Below are 16,451 nucleotides of genomic sequence, written 5' to 3' on the forward strand. Positions count from 1 at the left end.
CAGAGCCTGCTTATCCTTGCTGCCTTCCGGCCCTGGGGAGGTTCACAGGGTGGACGCCGCGCGGGGTCCATGGACGAGTGTAGCGGGCGGCTCGCGTGGGGCGCCGCGGTGGGGCAGGTGCGCAAAAGACCCCTCGGGGCCACCCTCGTGGCGTTGAACGCCAATGCCTGGAAAGTGCCTTCAGGGGTCCCAACAGTCACATCGCCATCACCAGCACCACAAGAACAACGCGACTGGCTTTCAGTTCCGCTACCAGCACCCACTCGCCCCGGTCCTTGCTGCCCTGGACAGGGCCGACCATCCCGACCCGCCTTAGGTTCCAACGCCACTGCGGCGGCCGCCATCAGGCTGGCCCCGAGGGAACGTGACGAGACCCCTAGTGCGCCGGGGCAGTGAGGTCGTAGACGGTGGAGGTGCCGACGGTCTTCGCCGTGTAGTGCGCCACGACCCAGGCCGAGATCTGCGTCGACGTGCCCGCGCGGCCGCCGAACCCGCCGCGCCCGCCACCGATGTAGTAGTGGATGTCCCCACTGGCGACGTACTGCTGGAACTGCGCGAGGGTCGGCGCCGGGTCGCTGCCGCTGAAGCCGCCGATCGCCATGATCGGCCGGTCGGTGTCGAGCGCGAGCCCGGCCGCCTGCTGGACGCCGTCCTGCGCGGCCGCCCACTTGTTCGTGGTCGCCTTGATCAGGGCCTCCAACTGCGGGCTGGACTGCGTGCCGCCGAAGCCGCCACGCCCACCAGGCGTCGTCACGCCCGCCCCGCCGGGAAGAGCCCCGCTGCGTCCGCCGGCCCCACCCGGGCCGCCGAAGCCACCGCGGCCGGCCGCGCTCGCGGGTCCGGACATCGGCGACCCGCCGGTATGCGCGGTCGCGGCGGTCGCGAGGGTGAAACCGGCGCTTCCGAGCAGTGTCGCGCACAACGCCAGCACGGCCACAACAGGTGCCGCGCGGCGAAGCCGGTCGGGACCGATCAGGATCGGGACCACCGCGAGTACCCCGATCGCCAGCACGGCGTAGCGCAGCCACGGCTGCCAGGACGAGTCGCGCGACAACAGGACGAAGCCCCACGCGACGGTCGCGGCGATCATCAGCGCGAGCGAGACCCTCGCGGCGACGTTCTTCCGCCCCTTCCACAGTTCGTGCCCGGAGATCGCGATCGTCCCGGCGATGCCCGGCGCGAGCGCCACCGTGTAGTACTGGTGGATGGTCCCGCTCATGTAGCTGAAGACCAGCGCCGAGACGACCATCCAGGCGCCCCACAGCAGCAGCGCGGCCCGTGTGCGGTCGGTCCGCGGCGCACGCCGGGTGAACCACAGCCCCGCGACAAGCCCGATCAACGCGCCGGGCAGCAACCAGGACGCTTCACCGCCGAACGAGTCGCTGAACAGCCTGCCGATCCCCGTCGCCCCACCGAACCCGCCGAAACCACCGCCGCCACCGCGCGCGAACCGCTCGGCGATGTCGGCGGGAATGCCCGGGGGAAGCGCACCGGCCGTGAGGTCGGCACCAGCGCCCCCGCCGCCCCTGCCTTGGCCGAAGATCCGGCCGAGCCCGTTGTAGCCGAAGGCCAGTTGCAACACGCTGTTGTTCGTGGATCCGCTGATATACGGACGATCCGCGGTCGGCCAGACGGCGACGGCCAGCACCCACCACCCGGCCGAGACCAGCACCGCGCCCGCCGCCGCGAGTAGCTGCCAGAGCCGACGCCCGATCGACGTCGGCGCGGCGAACGCGTACGCGAGCACGAACGCGGGCAGCACCAGGAACGCCTGGAGCATCTTGTCCAGGAAGCCGAACCCGATCGCGACCCCGGCGAGGATGAGCCATTTGGTGCTCGCGACCTCGATCGCGCGAACCGTGCAGTATCCGCCGATCATCAGCAGCAGCACCAAAAACGCGTCCGGGTTGTTGAACCGGAACATCAGCGCGGCGACCGGGGTCAGCGCGAGCGTGCCACCGGCGAGCAGCCCCGCGACCGGGCCGGAGGTCCGCCGGACGGCCAGGTACAGCAACCCGACCGACGCGACGCCCGCCAACGCGTCGGGTATCAGCATGCTCCAGCTGGAGAAGCCGAAGATCCGGCCCGACAGGCCCATGATCCACAGCGACGCGGGCGGTTTGTCGACCGTGACGATGTTTCCGGGATCGAGCGAGCCGAAGAACAACGCCTTCCAGCTCTCGGTCCCGGCCTGCACGGCCATGGCGTAGAAGTCGTTGCCCCAGCCATTCGCCGACAGGTTCCACAGGTACAGCGCGGCGGTCGCGACCAGTAGGACGGCGACAGCCGGTCGTACCCACCGCTCCCGTTCGGCGACTTCGGGTTTCGCCCCGGGCTCGGCCGCGTCCGGCAGGGTCAAAGCGGGCGCACTCGTCATGCTCGTGGATCTCCTAGATTTCTTGGTTGCCAGTACGTCCGCCGCGGAAAACCCAGTGCCGCAGCAGTAAAAAACGAAGGACGGTGGCGGCCAGGTTGGCCAGCACCAACACGCCGAGTTCGGCGGAGGGGTGATCGGTGACGTAGGTGTGCAGCAGCGCCAGCGCGCCACTGGTCAGCCCGAGCCCGAGGCAGAACACGATCAGCCCTTCGAACTGGTGCTTGCCGACGCCCGCCCAACCGGACGAGCTGCCTGGTCAGTGTCGGCGGTACCCCGGCTCTCAACCGGGTTCCTCGACGAAAGCGGCGGGCTCGACGATGCCGTTTTCGGTTTTCGTCATGATCCGCAGTTTTTCGGACGCCGATGTGCTCCGGATGTGGCAAAGCTATGAACCAGCTGTGAGTGGCGCCCGAATGGGCTAATTCCGTTAGCCCACCGGCGGATCAATAGCCGTTGTGTGCGAATAACCTACATATCTCCGGTTCGACGGAAAGGTCACCACGAAGTCCGTTTTACCCGGTCTGCTCCAGACTCGGACGGTACCGCGATGCGCGCTGACGACCGCGGCGACAATCGCCAACCCGAGGCCAGTGCTGCCGGCCGCGCGAGATCGTGAATTGTCACCACGCGCGAACCGCTCGAAAACCTCCGGAAGCACGTCCTCGGGAATGCCCGGGCCGTCGTCGGTGACCGACAGCGTCACCAGCGCCGCCGTGGTGGACAACGCGGTGGTGACCGTGGTGCCGGGCGGAGTGTGCGTGCGCGCGTTGACGAGCAGGTTGATCACCACCTGGAGCAGCTGGTCACCGTCGCCCAGCACGGTGATCGGCTCGGCAGGCACCTCCAGCAGCCATTTGTGGTCCGCGGCGACGACATGCGCGTCAGCCACCGCGTCGGCCACCAGCCGCGACAGGTCGACCGGTTCGTGCACGACCTGGCGCCCGGCATCCAGGCGCGCGAGCAGCAGCAGGTCCTCCACGAGCGTGGTCATCCGCGCGGACTCCGACTCGACCCTGCTCATCGCGAACGCGATGTCGGGTGGCACGCTTTCCTTGCTGCGCCTGGTCAATTCCGCGTAACCGCGAATCGCGGCCAACGGCGTGCGCAGCTCGTGGCTGGCGTCGGCGACGAACCGGCGCACCCGGCTTTCGCTGGCCTGGCGGGCGGTCAGCGCGTTGGAGACGTGCCCGAGCATGCGGTTGAGCGCGTCACCGACCTTGCCGACCTCGGTCCGCGGATCGGTGTCCCTTTCGTCCACCCGGACCGACAGCGCGACCTCGCCGCGGTCGAGCCGCAGCTCCGCGACCTTCGACGCCGTCTCGGCCAGCCGGTCCAGCGGCCGCATGGTCCGGCGGATGGTCACCGCGCCGACCGCGCCGGCGATCACCAACCCGCCGAGCGCGACCCCACCGAAGATGAAACCCAGTCGCCACAACGTATCCGTGACGTCCTTTGTCGGCAAGCCGGCCAGGACGACCTCGCCGCCCGGGGTGCGATGGGCCGTCACCCGGTAGTCACCGAGCACCGAACCGAGGTAGACGGTCGTCGGCCGGTCGTTGGACGGCACCTTCAGCAGCAACGCGGTCTGGCCGGCGGTGATGCTCTGGAAGACGTTGGGGTCCCCGGCCGCCGCGCCCGGCGGCGGCTTGAGGATGCCCGCGCTGACCGAGCCGTTGGCCGCGGAGACCAGGATCAGCGTGTCCTGCCCCTGCCCGGCCCCGGCGGACGGCCGCCCGCCCGGCGGACGCCCCTGCGGCGCACCGCGCGGGATCCGCTCACTGGTCTGCTCGAGGCGCTTGTCGAGCTGGGAGATCAGGAAGTCCTGCAGCGCGAACTCGGTGACCACGCCGACGATGAGGCACACCAAAGCCAGCAGCGCCGCCAACTGGACGATGAGCCGCCGCCGCAGCGACCACGGCCGCCGGACCCGCTTGGGGACCAATGGCTCAGCCGGCCGGTTTAAGGACATACCCCGCGCCACGCATCGTGTGGATCATGGGCTCCCGATCGGCGTCGATCTTCTTGCGCAGATAGGAGATGTACAGCTCGACGATGTTCGCCTGCCCGCCGAAGTCGTAGCTCCACACCCGGTCGAGGATCTGGGCCTTGCTCAGCACGCGCTTGGGATTGCGCATGAGGAACCGCAGCAGCTCGAACTCGGTCGCGGTCAACGGCACGGAGTCGCCACCGCGGAACACCTCGCGGCTGTCTTCGTCGAGCGTCAGGTCGCCGACGACGAGCGCGGAACCGCGGCTGCCGGACACCCCGTGCGCGCGGCGGAGCAGCGCCCGCAGCCGCAACGCGACCTCCTCCAGGCTGAACGGCTTGGTGACGTAGTCGTCACCACCCGCGGTCAGCCCGGCGATGCGGTCTTCGACGGCGTCCTTCGCGGTCAGGAACAGGACGGGCAGGTTCGGCGACTCGGCACGCATCCGCCGGAGCACCTCGAACCCGCTGAAGTCGGGGAGCATCACGTCGAGCACCACGACGTCCGGCCGGAACTCCCGCGCGATGCGGACGGCCTCGGTGCCGTCGCCCGCGCTGCGGATCTCCCAACCCTCCATCCGCAGGGCCATCGACACCAGTTCGGCCAGCGTCGACTCGTCGTCGACCACCAGCACCCGTACGGGAGTGCCGTCCGCGCGCCGCAGATCGGCCTTCCCATGTTCAGCCGGGACAGGGTTCATGCTGCTCATGGTGACATGTTCACGGCGTCCTGTAAGCGCGAGCTTTGTCCAGACTGTGTGTTTCCTGTGAGAGTCACACGAGCCGGTGACCGCCGTCAACGTGCAGGACCGTGCCGGTGATGAAGGTGTTCCCGACCAACGCGAGCACGGCCTGTGCGACGTCTTCCGGCCGCCCGACCCGCCCGGCGGGCAGCCGGGCCGCCATCGCGGCGAGCGTTTCGGCCTTCCCGGCGCCGGCCAGGGTGTCCCAGATCGGCGTGTCCACCCAGCCCGGGGAGACGACGTTGACGCGCAGCGGCGCGAGCTCGACGGCGAGCGCACGGGCAAGTCCGGCCAGCGCGGCGTTGACCGCGGCGGCCATGACGCCCTTCGGGGCCGGGCGGTAGGCCGCGATCCCGGAGGTGAAGGTGATCGATCCGCCTTCGGCGAGCAGCGGTGCGCCATGCTTGGCCAGCAGCAGCGCGGCGATGAGTTTCGAGTCCACCAGGCCGCGTGCGGCGGCGACGTCGAGTTCACTGATCAACCGGTAAGCCCCGGCGATGTCCGCGGCTGTGACGACGAGGTGGTCGAGCTCGCCAGTCTCCGCGAACAACCGCTCGACGTCGGCTTCGCGGGTCACGTCGGCCGCGAAGGACCGGACTCCGTCCAGCCGGGCAGCCGCGGCTTCGAGCCGTTCGGCAGACCGGCCTGCGATGGTGACGCGGGCTCCGGCGGCGAGCAGGCTTCGGCGACGGCAAAGCCCATGCCCGAGCTGCCACCGACCACGAGAACTCTCTGGGATTTCACGCCCCAAGCTCATCGCGGCAGACGGCAAAGATCCACGTCCTGTCCGCGAACGAGCGTTAGCCAGAAACTAACGTTGCAGGTGGGACACCACTGCGCGGAGCACTGGGTGACGACTCGCGGCCCGCCACACCGCGGCGAAAGTGACCACGATCGGTTCGCCGGCAAGCGGTCGCCAAGCGATTCCGGGTTGGGCGGCGCGAGCCGACCCGAGGCTGACGGCGTCACGCCGCACGAGCAGCGCCGAACGCAGCTGGGCATGCGGCGTCGCGCTCTCACTGACGACGATGTCGCCGAGGTGCCCGAGGAGCACGTCGTAGAAGTCCGGCGCCCTGTCACGGGGAAACAGGATCACCTCGACGCCGGCCAGCTGGGTGAGCGCGAGCTCGGCGGACTCGGCGAGCGGATGCCCCTCGGCCATGAGCACCCCGAGCGGCTCGGTGCCCACGACCGCCTGCCGCAACCCCGCCGGGAGCCGCACGGGCGTGCGGACCAGCGCGAGATCGACGTCGTCACGGGCCAGCAGGCCGAGCTGCTCGGTGGTGGTCCCGCCGGTGAGGATGATCCGGCAGCCGGGGAAGTGCTCCTCGGCCAGCCGCTCGATCCCCAGCGGAACCGATTCCGGCACGCCGTTGAGCAGGCCGAGCCGAAGCACCGGGTCGGCCAGTCCGGCGGCCAGCCGGGTCTCGCGGACGGCGTCGGCGGCGGCCCGCAGCGTCCGGCGGCCCTCGTCGAGCAGCACCGCGCCCGCCGGGGTCAACTCGACGCAACGACTGTTCCTGACCAGCAGCGGAGCGCCGATCTCGCGTTCGAGGTGCTGGATCTGCCGACTCAGCGTCGGCGTCGAAATGTGCAGGAGCGCCGCCGCACGGCCGAAGTGCAGCTCCTGGCCCACGACCACGAAGTACCGCAGCAGACGCAACTCCATGCGGTGATCGTGTCAGTCCACAGGGAGCACACGCACGTCGCACAGGCCGTACACAGTCAACGTCGTGACGCTGGTCGGCGAAGGGGCGGAGAGCGCCGCCAGACACGACCGGAGGACACGATGACCACCGAACCGATCAACCCGCCCGAGGGCTCCAGCTGGGGTGACACACCTCCGGCGGCCGCGCCTTCGGCCAAGAAGGGCTGGACCGGACGCAAAACCGCGGTCGCTGTCGGGGTCGCGGTGCTGATCGCGGCCGGCGGCGGGGTAGCGATCGCGGTCGGCACCAGCGGCAGCAGCAGCGCCAGCCCCGCACAGGGCCAAGGGCCCGGCGGCACGGGCGGCCCCGGCGGCTTCGGCGGCGGTGCCCGCGGCAACTTCGGCGGCGGCGCGGCGGCTCTGGTGGGCGCGCTGCACGGCGACTTCGTCGTCGCGAACCCCGCCGGCGGGTACCTCACCGAGCGGCTGCAGACCGGCTCGGTGACCACGCTCAGCGCGACGTCGATCACGCTGACCAGCAAGGACGGCTACAAGCAGTCCTACACGATCGACTCGACCACGAAGACGACCGGGACGCCGAAGACCGGTGACGACGTGACGGTCGTGGCGAAAGTCAGCGGCACCACGGCGACCGCCACCACGGTCGGCGAGGCGGCCCAGCTGCAGGCCGGCGCCGGCGGACGTCGTTACGGCGGCGGCGGCCAGGGCGTCCCGCCCACCGACGGCCAAGGTGCCCCACCCACCGCCTGACGTCGTCTTCTTCCCCCGGAAAAGTGCCCTGGTCGCCACCGCCCCACCACCCGACCAGGGCACTTTTCCACTTTTGTGCCCTCCTTGCCCATCGCAACTCGACGGCGAGTTGCGGTCAGGCAAGGGGTGGATCGGGCAGAGTTGGGGCGTGCGGGATATCAGCGGGTCGTTGGCGCGGCAGTCGATGCTCGTCGCCGGGGTCTGCCTGGTCGCCGATGTCGGTCTGTTCCTCACCGGCGGCCCCTCGCTGACCAGCGGTTGGCAGGTGTGGCTGGTTCTGGTCGGCTCGGTGGTGGTGGACGCGGCGCTCGCCGGCCCCGCGCGGTCGTCCGGCTGGGTCGCGGCCGGTCACGCGGTGATGCTGGTGGTCTCGGCCAGTCTGCTGCCGAGATCGCCCGTCGGCAACAACGCCGGCATCCTCGTCGCCGGGTACCGCGCGGGCGCCTGGCTGGAGACGATCCCAGCTTTGGCGGCACTCGTCACGCTGGTCGCCGGACTCGCCACGAGCCACCTACTCAGTATCGGCCGGAGCAGCCACGATTGGCGGTTCATCACCGTCAACCTCCTTGCCTCCGGTCTGATGCCGTGGCTCGTCGGGCGCTACACGACAGCCCGCCGCGCCTACCTCGCCGAGCTCCAGCAACGCGCCGAACGCCAGCGCCACGACGAGCAGGAAGCGATCCGCCGCGCGATCACCGAAGACCGCATCGCCATCGCGCGCGACCTGCACGACGTCATCTCCCACCACGTCAGCGCGATCGGGATCCACGCCGGCGCGGCCCGGCTCGGCCTTCCCGGCGACGACGTCCCCGCGAAACGTTCGTTGTCGGCGGTGGAGTCGTCGAGCCGCTCGGCGATGGTCGACCTGCGCCGGCTGCTCGATCTGTTGCACGGACAGGATTCCGGCACCGCCGAACGCCAACCCGGGCTCGACAACCTCGACGAACTGCTCGACGGCGTCCGCGCGGCCGGCCTGCCCGCCACCGTCAGCACGCTCGGCGAAGCACGCTCCCTGCCGAGCTCGCTGGACGTCGCGCTTTACCGGATCGCGCAGGAAGCCCTGACTAACGCCCTGCGCCACGGCGGCGGTGGCGCGGTCGAACTCGAGCTGGACTTCCGGCCGCCGAACGTAACCCTGAGCGTTACCAACGATTTCTCGCCGTCCGCGCCCGAAGTGGCCACCGATTTCCGGCACCGCGGCCTTGCCGGGATCCGCCAGCGCGTCACGTTGTTCGGCGGACAGGTCACTTACGGCCCGCTTTCCGGCTCCACCCGCTGGCAGGTGCGGGCCGATTTCCCACTGGAAGAGGAAAGTACGCCATGATCCGGGTTCTGCTCGCGGACGACCACGCCATGTTCCGGTCCGGGATGCGCGCTGTCCTCGACACGCAGTCCGACTTCGCCTGCGTGGCCGAGGTCGGCGACGGAGGGGCCGCCGTCGCGGAGACCGCTCGGCTTCGACCGGACGTGGCGATCCTCGACGTGCGGATGCCGAAACTCGACGGCCTCGACGCGACCGAGGCCATCCTTTCCACGCCAGGCAACGAAACCCGCGTGCTGGTGCTGACCACCTACGACACCGACGAGTACGTGTACCGCGCGCTGCGGGCGGGCGCGAGCGGGTTCCTGCTCAAAAGCCTGCCGCCGGAGGAGCTCGTCTCGGCGATGCGGGTCGCCGCGCGCGGGGATGCCTTGATCGACCCGTCAGTGACGCGGCGGCTGGTCGCCAGTTTCGCGACCGGTATCGAACCGGTGACACCCGTCCCCGAGTTGGCCACGCTGACGTCCCGCGAACGCGAAGTGCTGTTGCTGCTGGCCGATGCCCGCAGCAACGCCGAGATCGCCGAGCGGCTCAGCATCGGCGACGAGACCGTGAAGACCCACGTCTCCCGGGTGCTGGCGAAGCTGGGTCTGCCGGATCGGGTGCACGCCGTCGTCTTCGCGTACAGAAACGGGCTGGTGGGCCGGGGAACGCCATAATGGCGGTCACAGTGCCCGAAATGCCCGCCAACCGTCGGCTGCGTCGGGGTCACCGCCCGGACCAGACTTGCTGGTAGACCGGCACGCCGAGCAAGGAGGCTCCGAATGGGCTACCGATTCGATCCCGAACTGGCACCGTGGGTGGACATGCTGCCCAAGGGGGACCTGACGGACCTGGCGGCCGTCCGCAGCGGGATGGGCGGGCTGCGCGCGCAGATGCCGGCCATCGACCTGCCGGAGAACCTCGAGATCCAGGACGTGGTCATCCCCGGCTCCCCCGACGTCCGCGTCCGGGTCTACACCCCGACCGGCCTCACCGGCCCATTGCCCGCACAGGTCTACATCCACGGCGGCGGGTTCATCCTCGGCGACATCGAAATGGTCAGCGACGGCCTCGCCAAGACGGCAGCCGACGTCGGCGCTGTCATCGTCTCGGTCGACTACCGCCTCGCGCCGGAAACCCCGTTCCCCGGCGGGCTCGAAGACTGCTACACCGCGCTGAAGTGGACGGTCGACAACGCCGCCGAGCTGAACATCGACACCGCACGCGTGGCCATCGGCGGGGAAAGCGCCGGCGGTGGACTCAGCGCCGGGCTCGCCCTCCTCGCCCGCGACCGCGGCGGCCCCGCGATCGCCTTCCAGTTCCTGGGGGTCCCGGAGCTGGACGACCGGCTCGAGACGACGTCGATGCAGGAGTTCACCGACACCCCCCTCTGGAATCGGCCGAACGCGGTGCTCAGCTGGAAGTACTATTTGTCCGGGGGATCCATTGTGGATGGGAAAGAGGGGATCCACTACGCCGCGCCCGCCCGTGCCGAGGACCTCAAAGGCTTACCATCTGCTTACATCACGACCTGCGAGTTCGACCCGCTGCGAGACGAGGGGCTGAACTACGCACAGCGGCTCCTGCAGGCCGGGGTGAGCGTGGAAATCCACCACTACCCTGGGACTTTCCACGGTTCCGGCCTGGTGGCGGAGGCCGCCGTGAGCAAGCGGATGGCCGCCGATCACCTCGACGCGCTCCGTCGGGCGTTCGCCCGCGACTGAGCTCGGAACCGCCGTCCGGGTGTATCACTGACGCTGGGTACTCACGGCGAAAAATAGGAGCACGAGAATGAAGCGCTGGGCATTTATCATCGTCGGGGCGCTGCTGACCCTGATCGGCCTGGTCTGGACCGGTCAGGGCGCCGGCATCATCACCGGCAGCGTGATGAGCGGCGAGAAGCAGTGGTTCCTGATCGGCCTGGTCTGCCTGGTCATCGGGATCGGCCTGCTCGTCGCGGCGGTCAGGTCGCGCCGCAAGGTCAGCTGAACCCTTACTTACCGGTGATCCGGAAGATCGGGTAGCCGGGCGCGATGTCGAGCAGGGTCTCGTCCGAGGCCTTCGCGTCGACACCGTCGAAGAACACGCCGACCTCGAACTTCCAGCGCTTGAGGTAGGCACGCAGGATCGCCGGCTTTTCGTCGTCGGCAAGCTCGACGTAGGTGAACTCCTCGACGCGCTTGCCGACCCGAAGGCTGCCCTCGCCCGCCACCCGCAGGTTGCGCACCCACTGGGTGACCCCGCGCGGGGCGACCAGGTAGCGCACGCCGTCGACAGTCAGCAGGTTGACCGCGTTGGATCGCGGCTCTCCACTCTTGCGGCCGCGGACGGTGAGCACGCGGCTGCCCCAGACACTCATCCCCAGGTTGGTCAGCTTGCTGATGACCTTGTTGAACACCTCGTCGCCCTTCTTCGGGACGACGTACCGGGGCGAGTTGTCGGCGATCATGATGTCTCCTTGAGTTTGGGAGAGCAGTGCTCTCGGTTAAGAGCAGTCAACACGGTCGCGCGTCGCCTGTCAAGAGCAGTGCTCTCGAATTTGTGCGGCGCTTCCATCAGTGGCAGACTGAGACCGTGCCCGCCATCCGAAACGCACGCGAACGCGCCCGAGCCGAACTGACCAGCGAGATCAAGGACGCCGCCCGGCGCCAGCTCGCCGAAGTCGGCGCGAACGGGCTCTCGCTGCGCGCGGTGGCGAGGGAGCTGGGCATGGTTTCGTCGGCGCTCTACCGGTACTTCCCGAGCCGGGATCTGCTGCTCACCGCACTGATCGTCGACGCGTACGACGCGCTCGGTGACGCCGCGCAAGCCGCCGACAACCCCGGCACGGAACCACGCCGACGCTGGGAATCGGTCTGGTCCGCGGCACGGCGGTGGGCCCTCGAACACCCGCACGAGTACGCGCTGATCTACGGCTCGCCCATCCCGGGATACCAAGCGCCGCAAGACACCATCGCACCGGCCGGCCGCGTCGCGCTTCTGCTCGTCGACGTGGTGAAAAACGCCGAGCTGCGGCCGTTGCCAGAAGGCCGGCCCTTGCCGGATGTCTTGCAGCAACAGGCCCGGCAGCTCGCGGCCGCACTCGACGTCGACCTGCCGGAGCTGACGCTGGCCCGGCTGCTGGTCACCTGGACGCAGCTGTTCGGCATGCTCAGCTTCGAGCTGTTCGGGCAGTACGTCGGCAGCGCCGACCCAGCCGACGCCTTCTTCGCGCACACGACCCAGGAGATGGCCGACTTCATCGGCCTCCCCTGACTGAAGCCTGCCCAGTCAGGACTTGATCGTCGTCAGGATGTCGTCCGCGACCGTTTTCGCCGTGGCGCACGAGCCGTCGCCGGTTTGCGCGGTGACAGTGACGGTGAAGATCAGCTGGTTCGTGATCCCCACCGAGAGGAGACACACGCCGGCGGGGCGCTTGTCGGAATCCGAGGCGTACACGGCCGGATAGCCCTGGACGTCCAGCGGCTCGAAGTAGCCGGGCTTCCAGCTTCCCGAGTCGTTCAGGATGTAGTAGTTGGTCAAGCCCCGCTTGGTCTCGAGATAGGCGACGTGGATGTCGGTGCCCTCCCCCGCCCTCCAGTCGCAGGCGGGACCGCTGTCCGAGTTGTTCACCTGACCGGAGGCCACGCCGAGGTCGGCCAGCTGCGCCGGGCTCATACTCGCGCAAGGGGCGGCGACGAACTGGTCGGCGGTCAGCGGATTGCCGATCGAAGGTGCGCTGTTCGCCACCGCGCTTGTCTCCCCGCCCTGCTCGCCGGAGGAAGGCGCTTTCGAGCTGCCGGACTGGGCCGGATCGCACGCGGCCAGCAGCAGCAGGGAACACGCGGCCAGCGCCACGAACCGTCGTTCACGCAAGGACTTCACAGTCGATCACCCTAATGCGACCACCCCGCCACCCCCGCCCTTCCACTCGCAACTCGCCGTCGAGTTGCGATCGTTAGCGTTCACAACCATCGCAACTCGCCGTCGAGTTGCGATGGGTCAGGCGGGGAGGCGGGCGCCGGCGCGTTTGACGGTGCGGATGACGGGGGCGGTTTCCGTGCTGCGGACGGCGTCGAGCACGGCAACGCGTTCGCCTGCTTGGCTTTCACCTCGAGCTGGCTCCAATCAGGACTCGGGCTGAGTCCTGTCCGGACCGGACTCGCGCTGATTCCCCTGTCGCTGAGCATCTTTGTGTCATCGGCGGGCCGCACGACGTCTACCTCGCCGCGGCCGCGCTCGGTGTCGCCGCGGGCGTCGTCGCGCTCGGCGGTCCACACGCGCTCAAGCCACGTTCACCGGGAGGTAGCTGAGGATGATCAGGCCGGTGCTGTGGACCTCGCTGCCGTTGAAGGTGAACTTCGTCTGCAGCGCGTCCCGGTAGAGGAGCTGGTCCGGGGTGGCCTTCCCGGACAGGACCGGGTGCAGCCAGATGCGAAACTCGTCGAGCAGGCCGTTGTCCAGCAGCAGGCGGGTGACCGAGCCGAACCCGTACTGCAGGATGTTCCCGCCGGGGCCTTCCTTGATCTTCTTGACCTCGGCGACGACGTCCCCGCCGACGACTGTCGAGTTGGTCCACTCGGGGTTCTCCAGCGTTGACGACACGACGTACTTCTGGATGCCGTTCATCCGGTCGGCGAAGTCGTCGGACTGCGGCGACCACGCCGGGTAGAAGCCGTCGTAGGTCTTGCGGCCCATGATCAGCGCGTCACTGCCGAAGAGTTGCGCTGTGGCGGCCTTCTTCGCGTCTTCGCCGAAGTAGTCCATGTGCCAGTCCTGCATGTTCGCGGAGTCGCCGTCGAGGGTCATGTAGGTGGCGTTGACGATTTTGCGCATGATGGGTGATTCCTCCGTAGGTGTCCGTCTCAGCTTTCACCAACGCGTCGAACGACGTCGGCGGAATCGACACATCCGCGAAGAAAATCTTGCGAAGTCTTCCGTGGCGGTCGCCACACCCTCCGGAAACCCGGGGCGGGATAGGTTCGGGGCGGGCGTCTTTTCTAGGGAAGCGAGTTCAACGTGGAGCAGTGGGCGGAACGGGTCGCCAAGATCCGGGTGATCGGCACCGGCGTGATGGGACGAGGGATCGTGCAGGTCGCGGCCGCTTCCGGGCTGACCGTCGAGCTCGCCGACGCGCAGCCGGACGCGGTAGCCAACGCCATCGACTACGTCAGCGGCATGTTCGACAGGCTCGCGTCGAAAGGCCGGATGACCGCCGAAGACGCCGAACTCGCGAAGGCCAGGTTGCGCCCGGTCGACGGGCCGCTGGCCCCGGCCGACGGCGTCGACCTGGTGATCGAGGCCGTCAAGGAAGACCTCGCGGTCAAGGGCGAGCTGTTCACCGGACTCGAGCGCGTCTGCCCGCCGGAAACCGTGTTCGCCACCAACACCAGCTCGCTGTCGGTGACCTCGATCGCCGCGACCCTGGCCGATCCGACCAGGCTGGTGGGGCTGCACTTCTTCAACCCGGTGCCGCTGATGCGGGTCGCCGAGGTGATCCCGGGCGCGCGGACGCCCGAGTGGCTGCCGCCCGCGGTGTGCGACCTCGTCCGGCGGCTCGGGCACCAGCCGGTGCTCGCCCCGGACACCCCCGGTTTCCTGGTGAACCACGCCGGCCGCGGGCTCGGCACCGAAGCGCTGCAGATCCTGAGCGAGGCGCTCTGCTCGCCGTCCGATGTGGACCGGATCGCGCGCGACGTGCTCGGGCTCAAGCTCGGCCCGTTCGAGCTGTTCGACCTCACCGGACTCGACGTCTCCCACGCCGTCCTGGAAAGCATCTGGTCCGGGTTCCACAGCGAGTCGCGACTGCGTCCGTCGTACCTGACCGCGCCCCGGGTCGCCGCCGGGCTGTTCGGTCGCAAGAGCGGCGAGGGCTTCTATCGTTATGTCGACGGCGTCCAGCAGGTTCCGGCCGAACCAGCCGCTCCGCAGGTCACGACGTCAAAGCAAGTGTGGACGGACGACGAGCGGCTCGCCAAGCTCCTCAGCGGCGCCGGCGTCACCGTCGAGCGAGCCGAGCAGCCGTCCGACGACGCCGTCATCCTGCTGACCCCACTCGGCCGGTCCACAGTGGACGCCGCGCTCGCCACCGGACTGCCCGCCGACCGTACCTGCGGCGTCGACCCGTTCGGCGGATTCGGCGAGTCCGTCGGGAGGCTGACGCTCGCGGTGCACCCGGGGCTGGACGCCGAAGCCGGCCGTGTCGCGTGGAACGCGCTCGCCGCGACGGGACGTCCGGTCACGGTCGTCCGCGACGCCCCCGGCTCGATCGCGCAGCGGCTCCTCGCGTCGATCGTGAACACCGCGTGCGCCATCGCCGACCAGCGCCTCGCGTTGCCCGCCGACATCGACACCGCCGTCCGGCTCGGGCTCGGTTACCCGCGCGGTCCGCTCGCCTGGGGTGAGGAGGTCGGCAGCGACGTCGTCGTCCGGATCCTGCGTGGCCTGCAGCGCACCACCGGCGACCAGCGCTACCGGCCGAGCCGCTGGCTCACCGAGCGCGCCGGCCTCGGCCTCCCGCTCACCGAAACCGGCACCACCCCGGCCGACCTCAGCTGACTTTGGCTTCGTCGCCGACCAGGACCGGAGCGTCCTCGGCTGGAGCGTCGGCCTGGTCGGCCCAGCGTCGGGCGAGGACCGCGCAGATCATCAGCTGCGCCTGGTGGAACAGCATCAGCGGCAGCACGATCAGGCCGACCGTGTGCCCGGCGAACAGCACGCTGGCCATCGGCAACCCGCTGGCCAGGCTCTTCTTCGAGCCGCAGAAGATGATCGCCACCCGGTCTTCGCGGGAGAAACCCAACCGCCGCGAAGCGAACGACATCACCGCGAACACCGCCCCGAACAGCGCGAGGTCGATGACCAGGAGCACGACAAGCGCGAGCGGCGTCAGCTGGTGCCAGATCCCGCCGACCACGCCTTCGCTGAACGCGGTGTAGACGATGACCAGGATCACGCCGCGGTCGAGGCGACCGAGCACGCTCTTGTGCGCCGCGATCCAGCCCCCGACCCAGCGGCGGAGCAGCTGCCCGGCGACGAACGGCACGAGCAGCTGGAGCACGATCGACACCACCGAATGCGCCGAGAACCCGCCGCCGTTGGCGTGCAGCAGCAGGCCGACCAGCACCGGCGTCGCGATGATCCCGATCAGGCTGGAGAAGGACGCGCTGCAGATCGCCGCCGCGACGTTGCCCTTGGCGATGGAGGTGAACGCGATCGACGAGTTCACCGTCGACGGCAGCGCGCACAGGAAGATCACCCCGGCGTACAGCTCGGGTGAAAGCACATGCGGCACCAGGAACCCGGTCAGCAGCCCCAGCACCGGGAACAGGACGAAGGTGGCCGCGAAGATCAGCAGGTGCAGCCGCCAATGCTTCAGCGCCGAGATCGCTTCCGAAGTCGAAAGCCTTGCGCCGTAAAGGAAGAACAACGCGCCGACGCCGATCGTGCTGACGTCGGAAGCCGCCGTGGCTGCGCCGCCCCTGGCCGGGAGCAGACAGGCGATCCCCACCGCGGCCAGGATGCCCAGAATGAACGGGTCGATCCTGAGTTTGGCGAGCATCACGCGTCCTCATCTCAGCTAGGTGGCCTGGTTACATGTTCACCCCTTGAACGCTGATTGTGTACCACGATGGCCATTATCAC

At 69.2% G+C, this 16,451-nt stretch carries 17 protein-coding genes, 1 other RNA gene and 1 pseudogene; 7 read left to right on the forward strand and 12 right to left on the reverse strand.

Annotation, left to right across the window (positions count from 1 at the left end; all coding sequences use genetic code 11):
- The 8 genes and pseudogenes from ffs to JWQ81_RS40900 all read right to left on the reverse strand — a co-directional run.
- Nucleotides 1–73: signal recognition particle sRNA small type (gene ffs / locus JWQ81_RS40865), an RNA gene on the reverse strand; the annotation flags it as partial.
- Nucleotides 74–376: 303 nt separating this feature from the next.
- Entirely contained in the window at nucleotides 377–2,377 is a 2,001-nt protein-coding gene (locus JWQ81_RS40870) for a glycosyltransferase family 39 protein (protein WP_297550507.1), read from the reverse strand.
- A 13-nt stretch (nucleotides 2,378–2,390) separates the two neighbouring features.
- Nucleotides 2,391–2,609 (reverse strand): annotated as a pseudogene (locus JWQ81_RS40875) (glycosyltransferase family 2 protein); the annotation flags it as partial.
- A 195-nt stretch (nucleotides 2,610–2,804) separates the two neighbouring features.
- Nucleotides 2,805–4,346 (reverse strand): cell wall metabolism sensor histidine kinase WalK, encoded by a 1,542-nt coding sequence (locus JWQ81_RS40880; RefSeq protein WP_297550509.1) that lies wholly within the window; start codon nucleotides 4,344–4,346, stop codon nucleotides 2,805–2,807.
- The gene (locus JWQ81_RS40885; RefSeq protein ID WP_297550511.1) at nucleotides 4,324–5,073 is read right to left on the reverse strand and encodes a response regulator transcription factor; all 750 of its coding nucleotides are present in this window, start codon (nucleotides 5,071–5,073) and stop codon (nucleotides 4,324–4,326) included. The genes JWQ81_RS40880 and JWQ81_RS40885 overlap by 23 nt, the downstream gene beginning before the upstream one ends.
- Before the next feature lie 64 nt (nucleotides 5,074–5,137).
- The gene (locus tag JWQ81_RS40890; RefSeq protein ID WP_297550640.1) at nucleotides 5,138–5,758 is read right to left on the reverse strand and encodes an SDR family oxidoreductase; all 621 of its coding nucleotides are present in this window, start codon (nucleotides 5,756–5,758) and stop codon (nucleotides 5,138–5,140) included.
- Nucleotides 5,680–5,850: a hypothetical protein gene (locus JWQ81_RS40895; RefSeq protein WP_297550657.1), complete on the reverse strand. Its 171-nt coding sequence runs from the start codon at nucleotides 5,848–5,850 to the stop codon at nucleotides 5,680–5,682. Before JWQ81_RS40895 ends, JWQ81_RS40890 begins: the two co-directional genes overlap by 79 nt.
- A gap of 67 nt (nucleotides 5,851–5,917) precedes the next feature.
- Nucleotides 5,918–6,775 (reverse strand): LysR family transcriptional regulator, encoded by an 858-nt coding sequence (locus JWQ81_RS40900; RefSeq protein WP_297550513.1) that lies wholly within the window; start codon nucleotides 6,773–6,775, stop codon nucleotides 5,918–5,920.
- Nucleotides 6,776–6,895: 120 nt separating this feature from the next.
- On the opposite strand from JWQ81_RS40900, the gene JWQ81_RS40905 reads away from it, so the two are divergent.
- The 5 genes from JWQ81_RS40905 (at nucleotide 6,896) to JWQ81_RS40925 (ending at nucleotide 10,817) form a co-directional block, all read left to right on the forward strand.
- Entirely contained in the window at nucleotides 6,896–7,525 is a 630-nt protein-coding gene (locus JWQ81_RS40905; protein WP_297550515.1) for a hypothetical protein, read from the forward strand.
- A 148-nt stretch (nucleotides 7,526–7,673) separates the two neighbouring features.
- Nucleotides 7,674–8,849, forward strand: a complete 1,176-nt coding sequence (locus tag JWQ81_RS40910) for a histidine kinase (protein WP_297550517.1) — start codon at nucleotides 7,674–7,676, stop codon at nucleotides 8,847–8,849.
- Nucleotides 8,846–9,505 (forward strand): response regulator transcription factor, encoded by a 660-nt coding sequence (locus JWQ81_RS40915; protein ID WP_297550519.1) that lies wholly within the window; start codon nucleotides 8,846–8,848, stop codon nucleotides 9,503–9,505. The genes JWQ81_RS40910 and JWQ81_RS40915 overlap by 4 nt, the downstream gene beginning before the upstream one ends.
- 105 nt (nucleotides 9,506–9,610) lie before the next feature.
- The gene (locus tag JWQ81_RS40920) at nucleotides 9,611–10,552 is read left to right on the forward strand and encodes an alpha/beta hydrolase (protein ID WP_297550521.1); all 942 of its coding nucleotides are present in this window, start codon (nucleotides 9,611–9,613) and stop codon (nucleotides 10,550–10,552) included.
- 67 nt (nucleotides 10,553–10,619) lie between these two features.
- Nucleotides 10,620–10,817: a hypothetical protein gene (locus JWQ81_RS40925; RefSeq protein ID WP_297550524.1), complete on the forward strand. Its 198-nt coding sequence runs from the start codon at nucleotides 10,620–10,622 to the stop codon at nucleotides 10,815–10,817.
- Nucleotides 10,818–10,821: 4 nt separating this feature from the next.
- Here JWQ81_RS40925 and JWQ81_RS40930 read toward each other — a convergent pair whose 3' ends face one another.
- Nucleotides 10,822–11,277, reverse strand: coding sequence for a nitroreductase family deazaflavin-dependent oxidoreductase (locus tag JWQ81_RS40930; protein WP_297550526.1), 456 nt, complete (start codon nucleotides 11,275–11,277; stop codon nucleotides 10,822–10,824).
- Nucleotides 11,278–11,402: 125 nt separating this feature from the next.
- Here JWQ81_RS40930 and JWQ81_RS40935 point away from each other — a divergent pair, with 125 nt between their 5' ends.
- Nucleotides 11,403–12,083: a TetR/AcrR family transcriptional regulator gene (locus tag JWQ81_RS40935; protein ID WP_297550528.1), complete on the forward strand. Its 681-nt coding sequence runs from the start codon at nucleotides 11,403–11,405 to the stop codon at nucleotides 12,081–12,083.
- Nucleotides 12,084–12,098: 15 nt separating this feature from the next.
- Here JWQ81_RS40935 and JWQ81_RS40940 read toward each other — a convergent pair whose 3' ends face one another.
- Together JWQ81_RS40940 and JWQ81_RS40945 are read right to left on the reverse strand one after the other, a co-directional pair.
- Nucleotides 12,099–12,692, reverse strand: coding sequence for a DUF3558 family protein (locus JWQ81_RS40940; protein WP_297550529.1), 594 nt, complete (start codon nucleotides 12,690–12,692; stop codon nucleotides 12,099–12,101).
- A gap of 399 nt (nucleotides 12,693–13,091) precedes the next feature.
- A complete protein-coding gene (locus JWQ81_RS40945; protein WP_297550531.1) occupies nucleotides 13,092–13,643 on the reverse strand; it encodes a dihydrofolate reductase family protein in 552 nt (183 codons plus the stop codon).
- A gap of 183 nt (nucleotides 13,644–13,826) precedes the next feature.
- Between JWQ81_RS40945 and JWQ81_RS40950 the strand changes: the two genes are divergently transcribed.
- Complete coding sequence (locus JWQ81_RS40950) at nucleotides 13,827–15,365, forward strand: 3-hydroxyacyl-CoA dehydrogenase (protein WP_297550533.1); 1,539 nt, start codon at nucleotides 13,827–13,829, stop codon at nucleotides 15,363–15,365.
- On the opposite strand, the gene JWQ81_RS40955 is transcribed toward JWQ81_RS40950, so the two are convergent.
- Nucleotides 15,358–16,368, reverse strand: coding sequence for a bile acid:sodium symporter family protein (locus JWQ81_RS40955; RefSeq protein ID WP_297550535.1), 1,011 nt, complete (start codon nucleotides 16,366–16,368; stop codon nucleotides 15,358–15,360). The two genes, JWQ81_RS40950 and JWQ81_RS40955, sit on opposite strands and share 8 nt — an antisense overlap.
- Between the last annotated feature and the right edge of the window lie 83 nt (nucleotides 16,369–16,451).

Source organism: Amycolatopsis sp., from assembly GCF_025464955.1.
Taxonomy (GTDB): domain Bacteria; phylum Actinomycetota; class Actinomycetes; order Mycobacteriales; family Pseudonocardiaceae; genus Amycolatopsis.

Bases quoted from the DNA above. Each gene is read 5' to 3' on its own strand.
- JWQ81_RS40930 (WP_297550526.1), bottom strand. From the start codon at position 11,277: ATGATCGCCGACAACTCGCCCCGGTACGTCGTCCCGAAGAAGGGCGAC.
- JWQ81_RS40920 (WP_297550521.1), top strand. From the start codon at position 9,611: ATGGGCTACCGATTCGATCCCGAACTGGCACCGTGGGTGGACATGCTG.
- JWQ81_RS40925 (WP_297550524.1), top strand. From the start codon at position 10,620: ATGAAGCGCTGGGCATTTATCATCGTCGGGGCGCTGCTGACCCTGATC.
- JWQ81_RS40900 (WP_297550513.1), bottom strand. From the start codon at position 6,775: ATGGAGTTGCGTCTGCTGCGGTACTTCGTGGTCGTGGGCCAGGAGCTG.
- JWQ81_RS40955 (WP_297550535.1), bottom strand. From the start codon at position 16,368: ATGCTCGCCAAACTCAGGATCGACCCGTTCATTCTGGGCATCCTGGCC.
- JWQ81_RS40915 (WP_297550519.1), top strand. From the start codon at position 8,846: ATGATCCGGGTTCTGCTCGCGGACGACCACGCCATGTTCCGGTCCGGG.
- JWQ81_RS40945 (WP_297550531.1), bottom strand. From the start codon at position 13,643: ATGCGCAAAATCGTCAACGCCACCTACATGACCCTCGACGGCGACTCC.
- JWQ81_RS40880 (WP_297550509.1), bottom strand. From the start codon at position 4,346: ATGTCCTTAAACCGGCCGGCTGAGCCATTGGTCCCCAAGCGGGTCCGG.
- JWQ81_RS40870 (WP_297550507.1), bottom strand. From the start codon at position 2,377: ATGACGAGTGCGCCCGCTTTGACCCTGCCGGACGCGGCCGAGCCCGGG.
- JWQ81_RS40905 (WP_297550515.1), top strand. From the start codon at position 6,896: ATGACCACCGAACCGATCAACCCGCCCGAGGGCTCCAGCTGGGGTGAC.
- JWQ81_RS40885 (WP_297550511.1), bottom strand. From the start codon at position 5,073: ATGAGCAGCATGAACCCTGTCCCGGCTGAACATGGGAAGGCCGATCTG.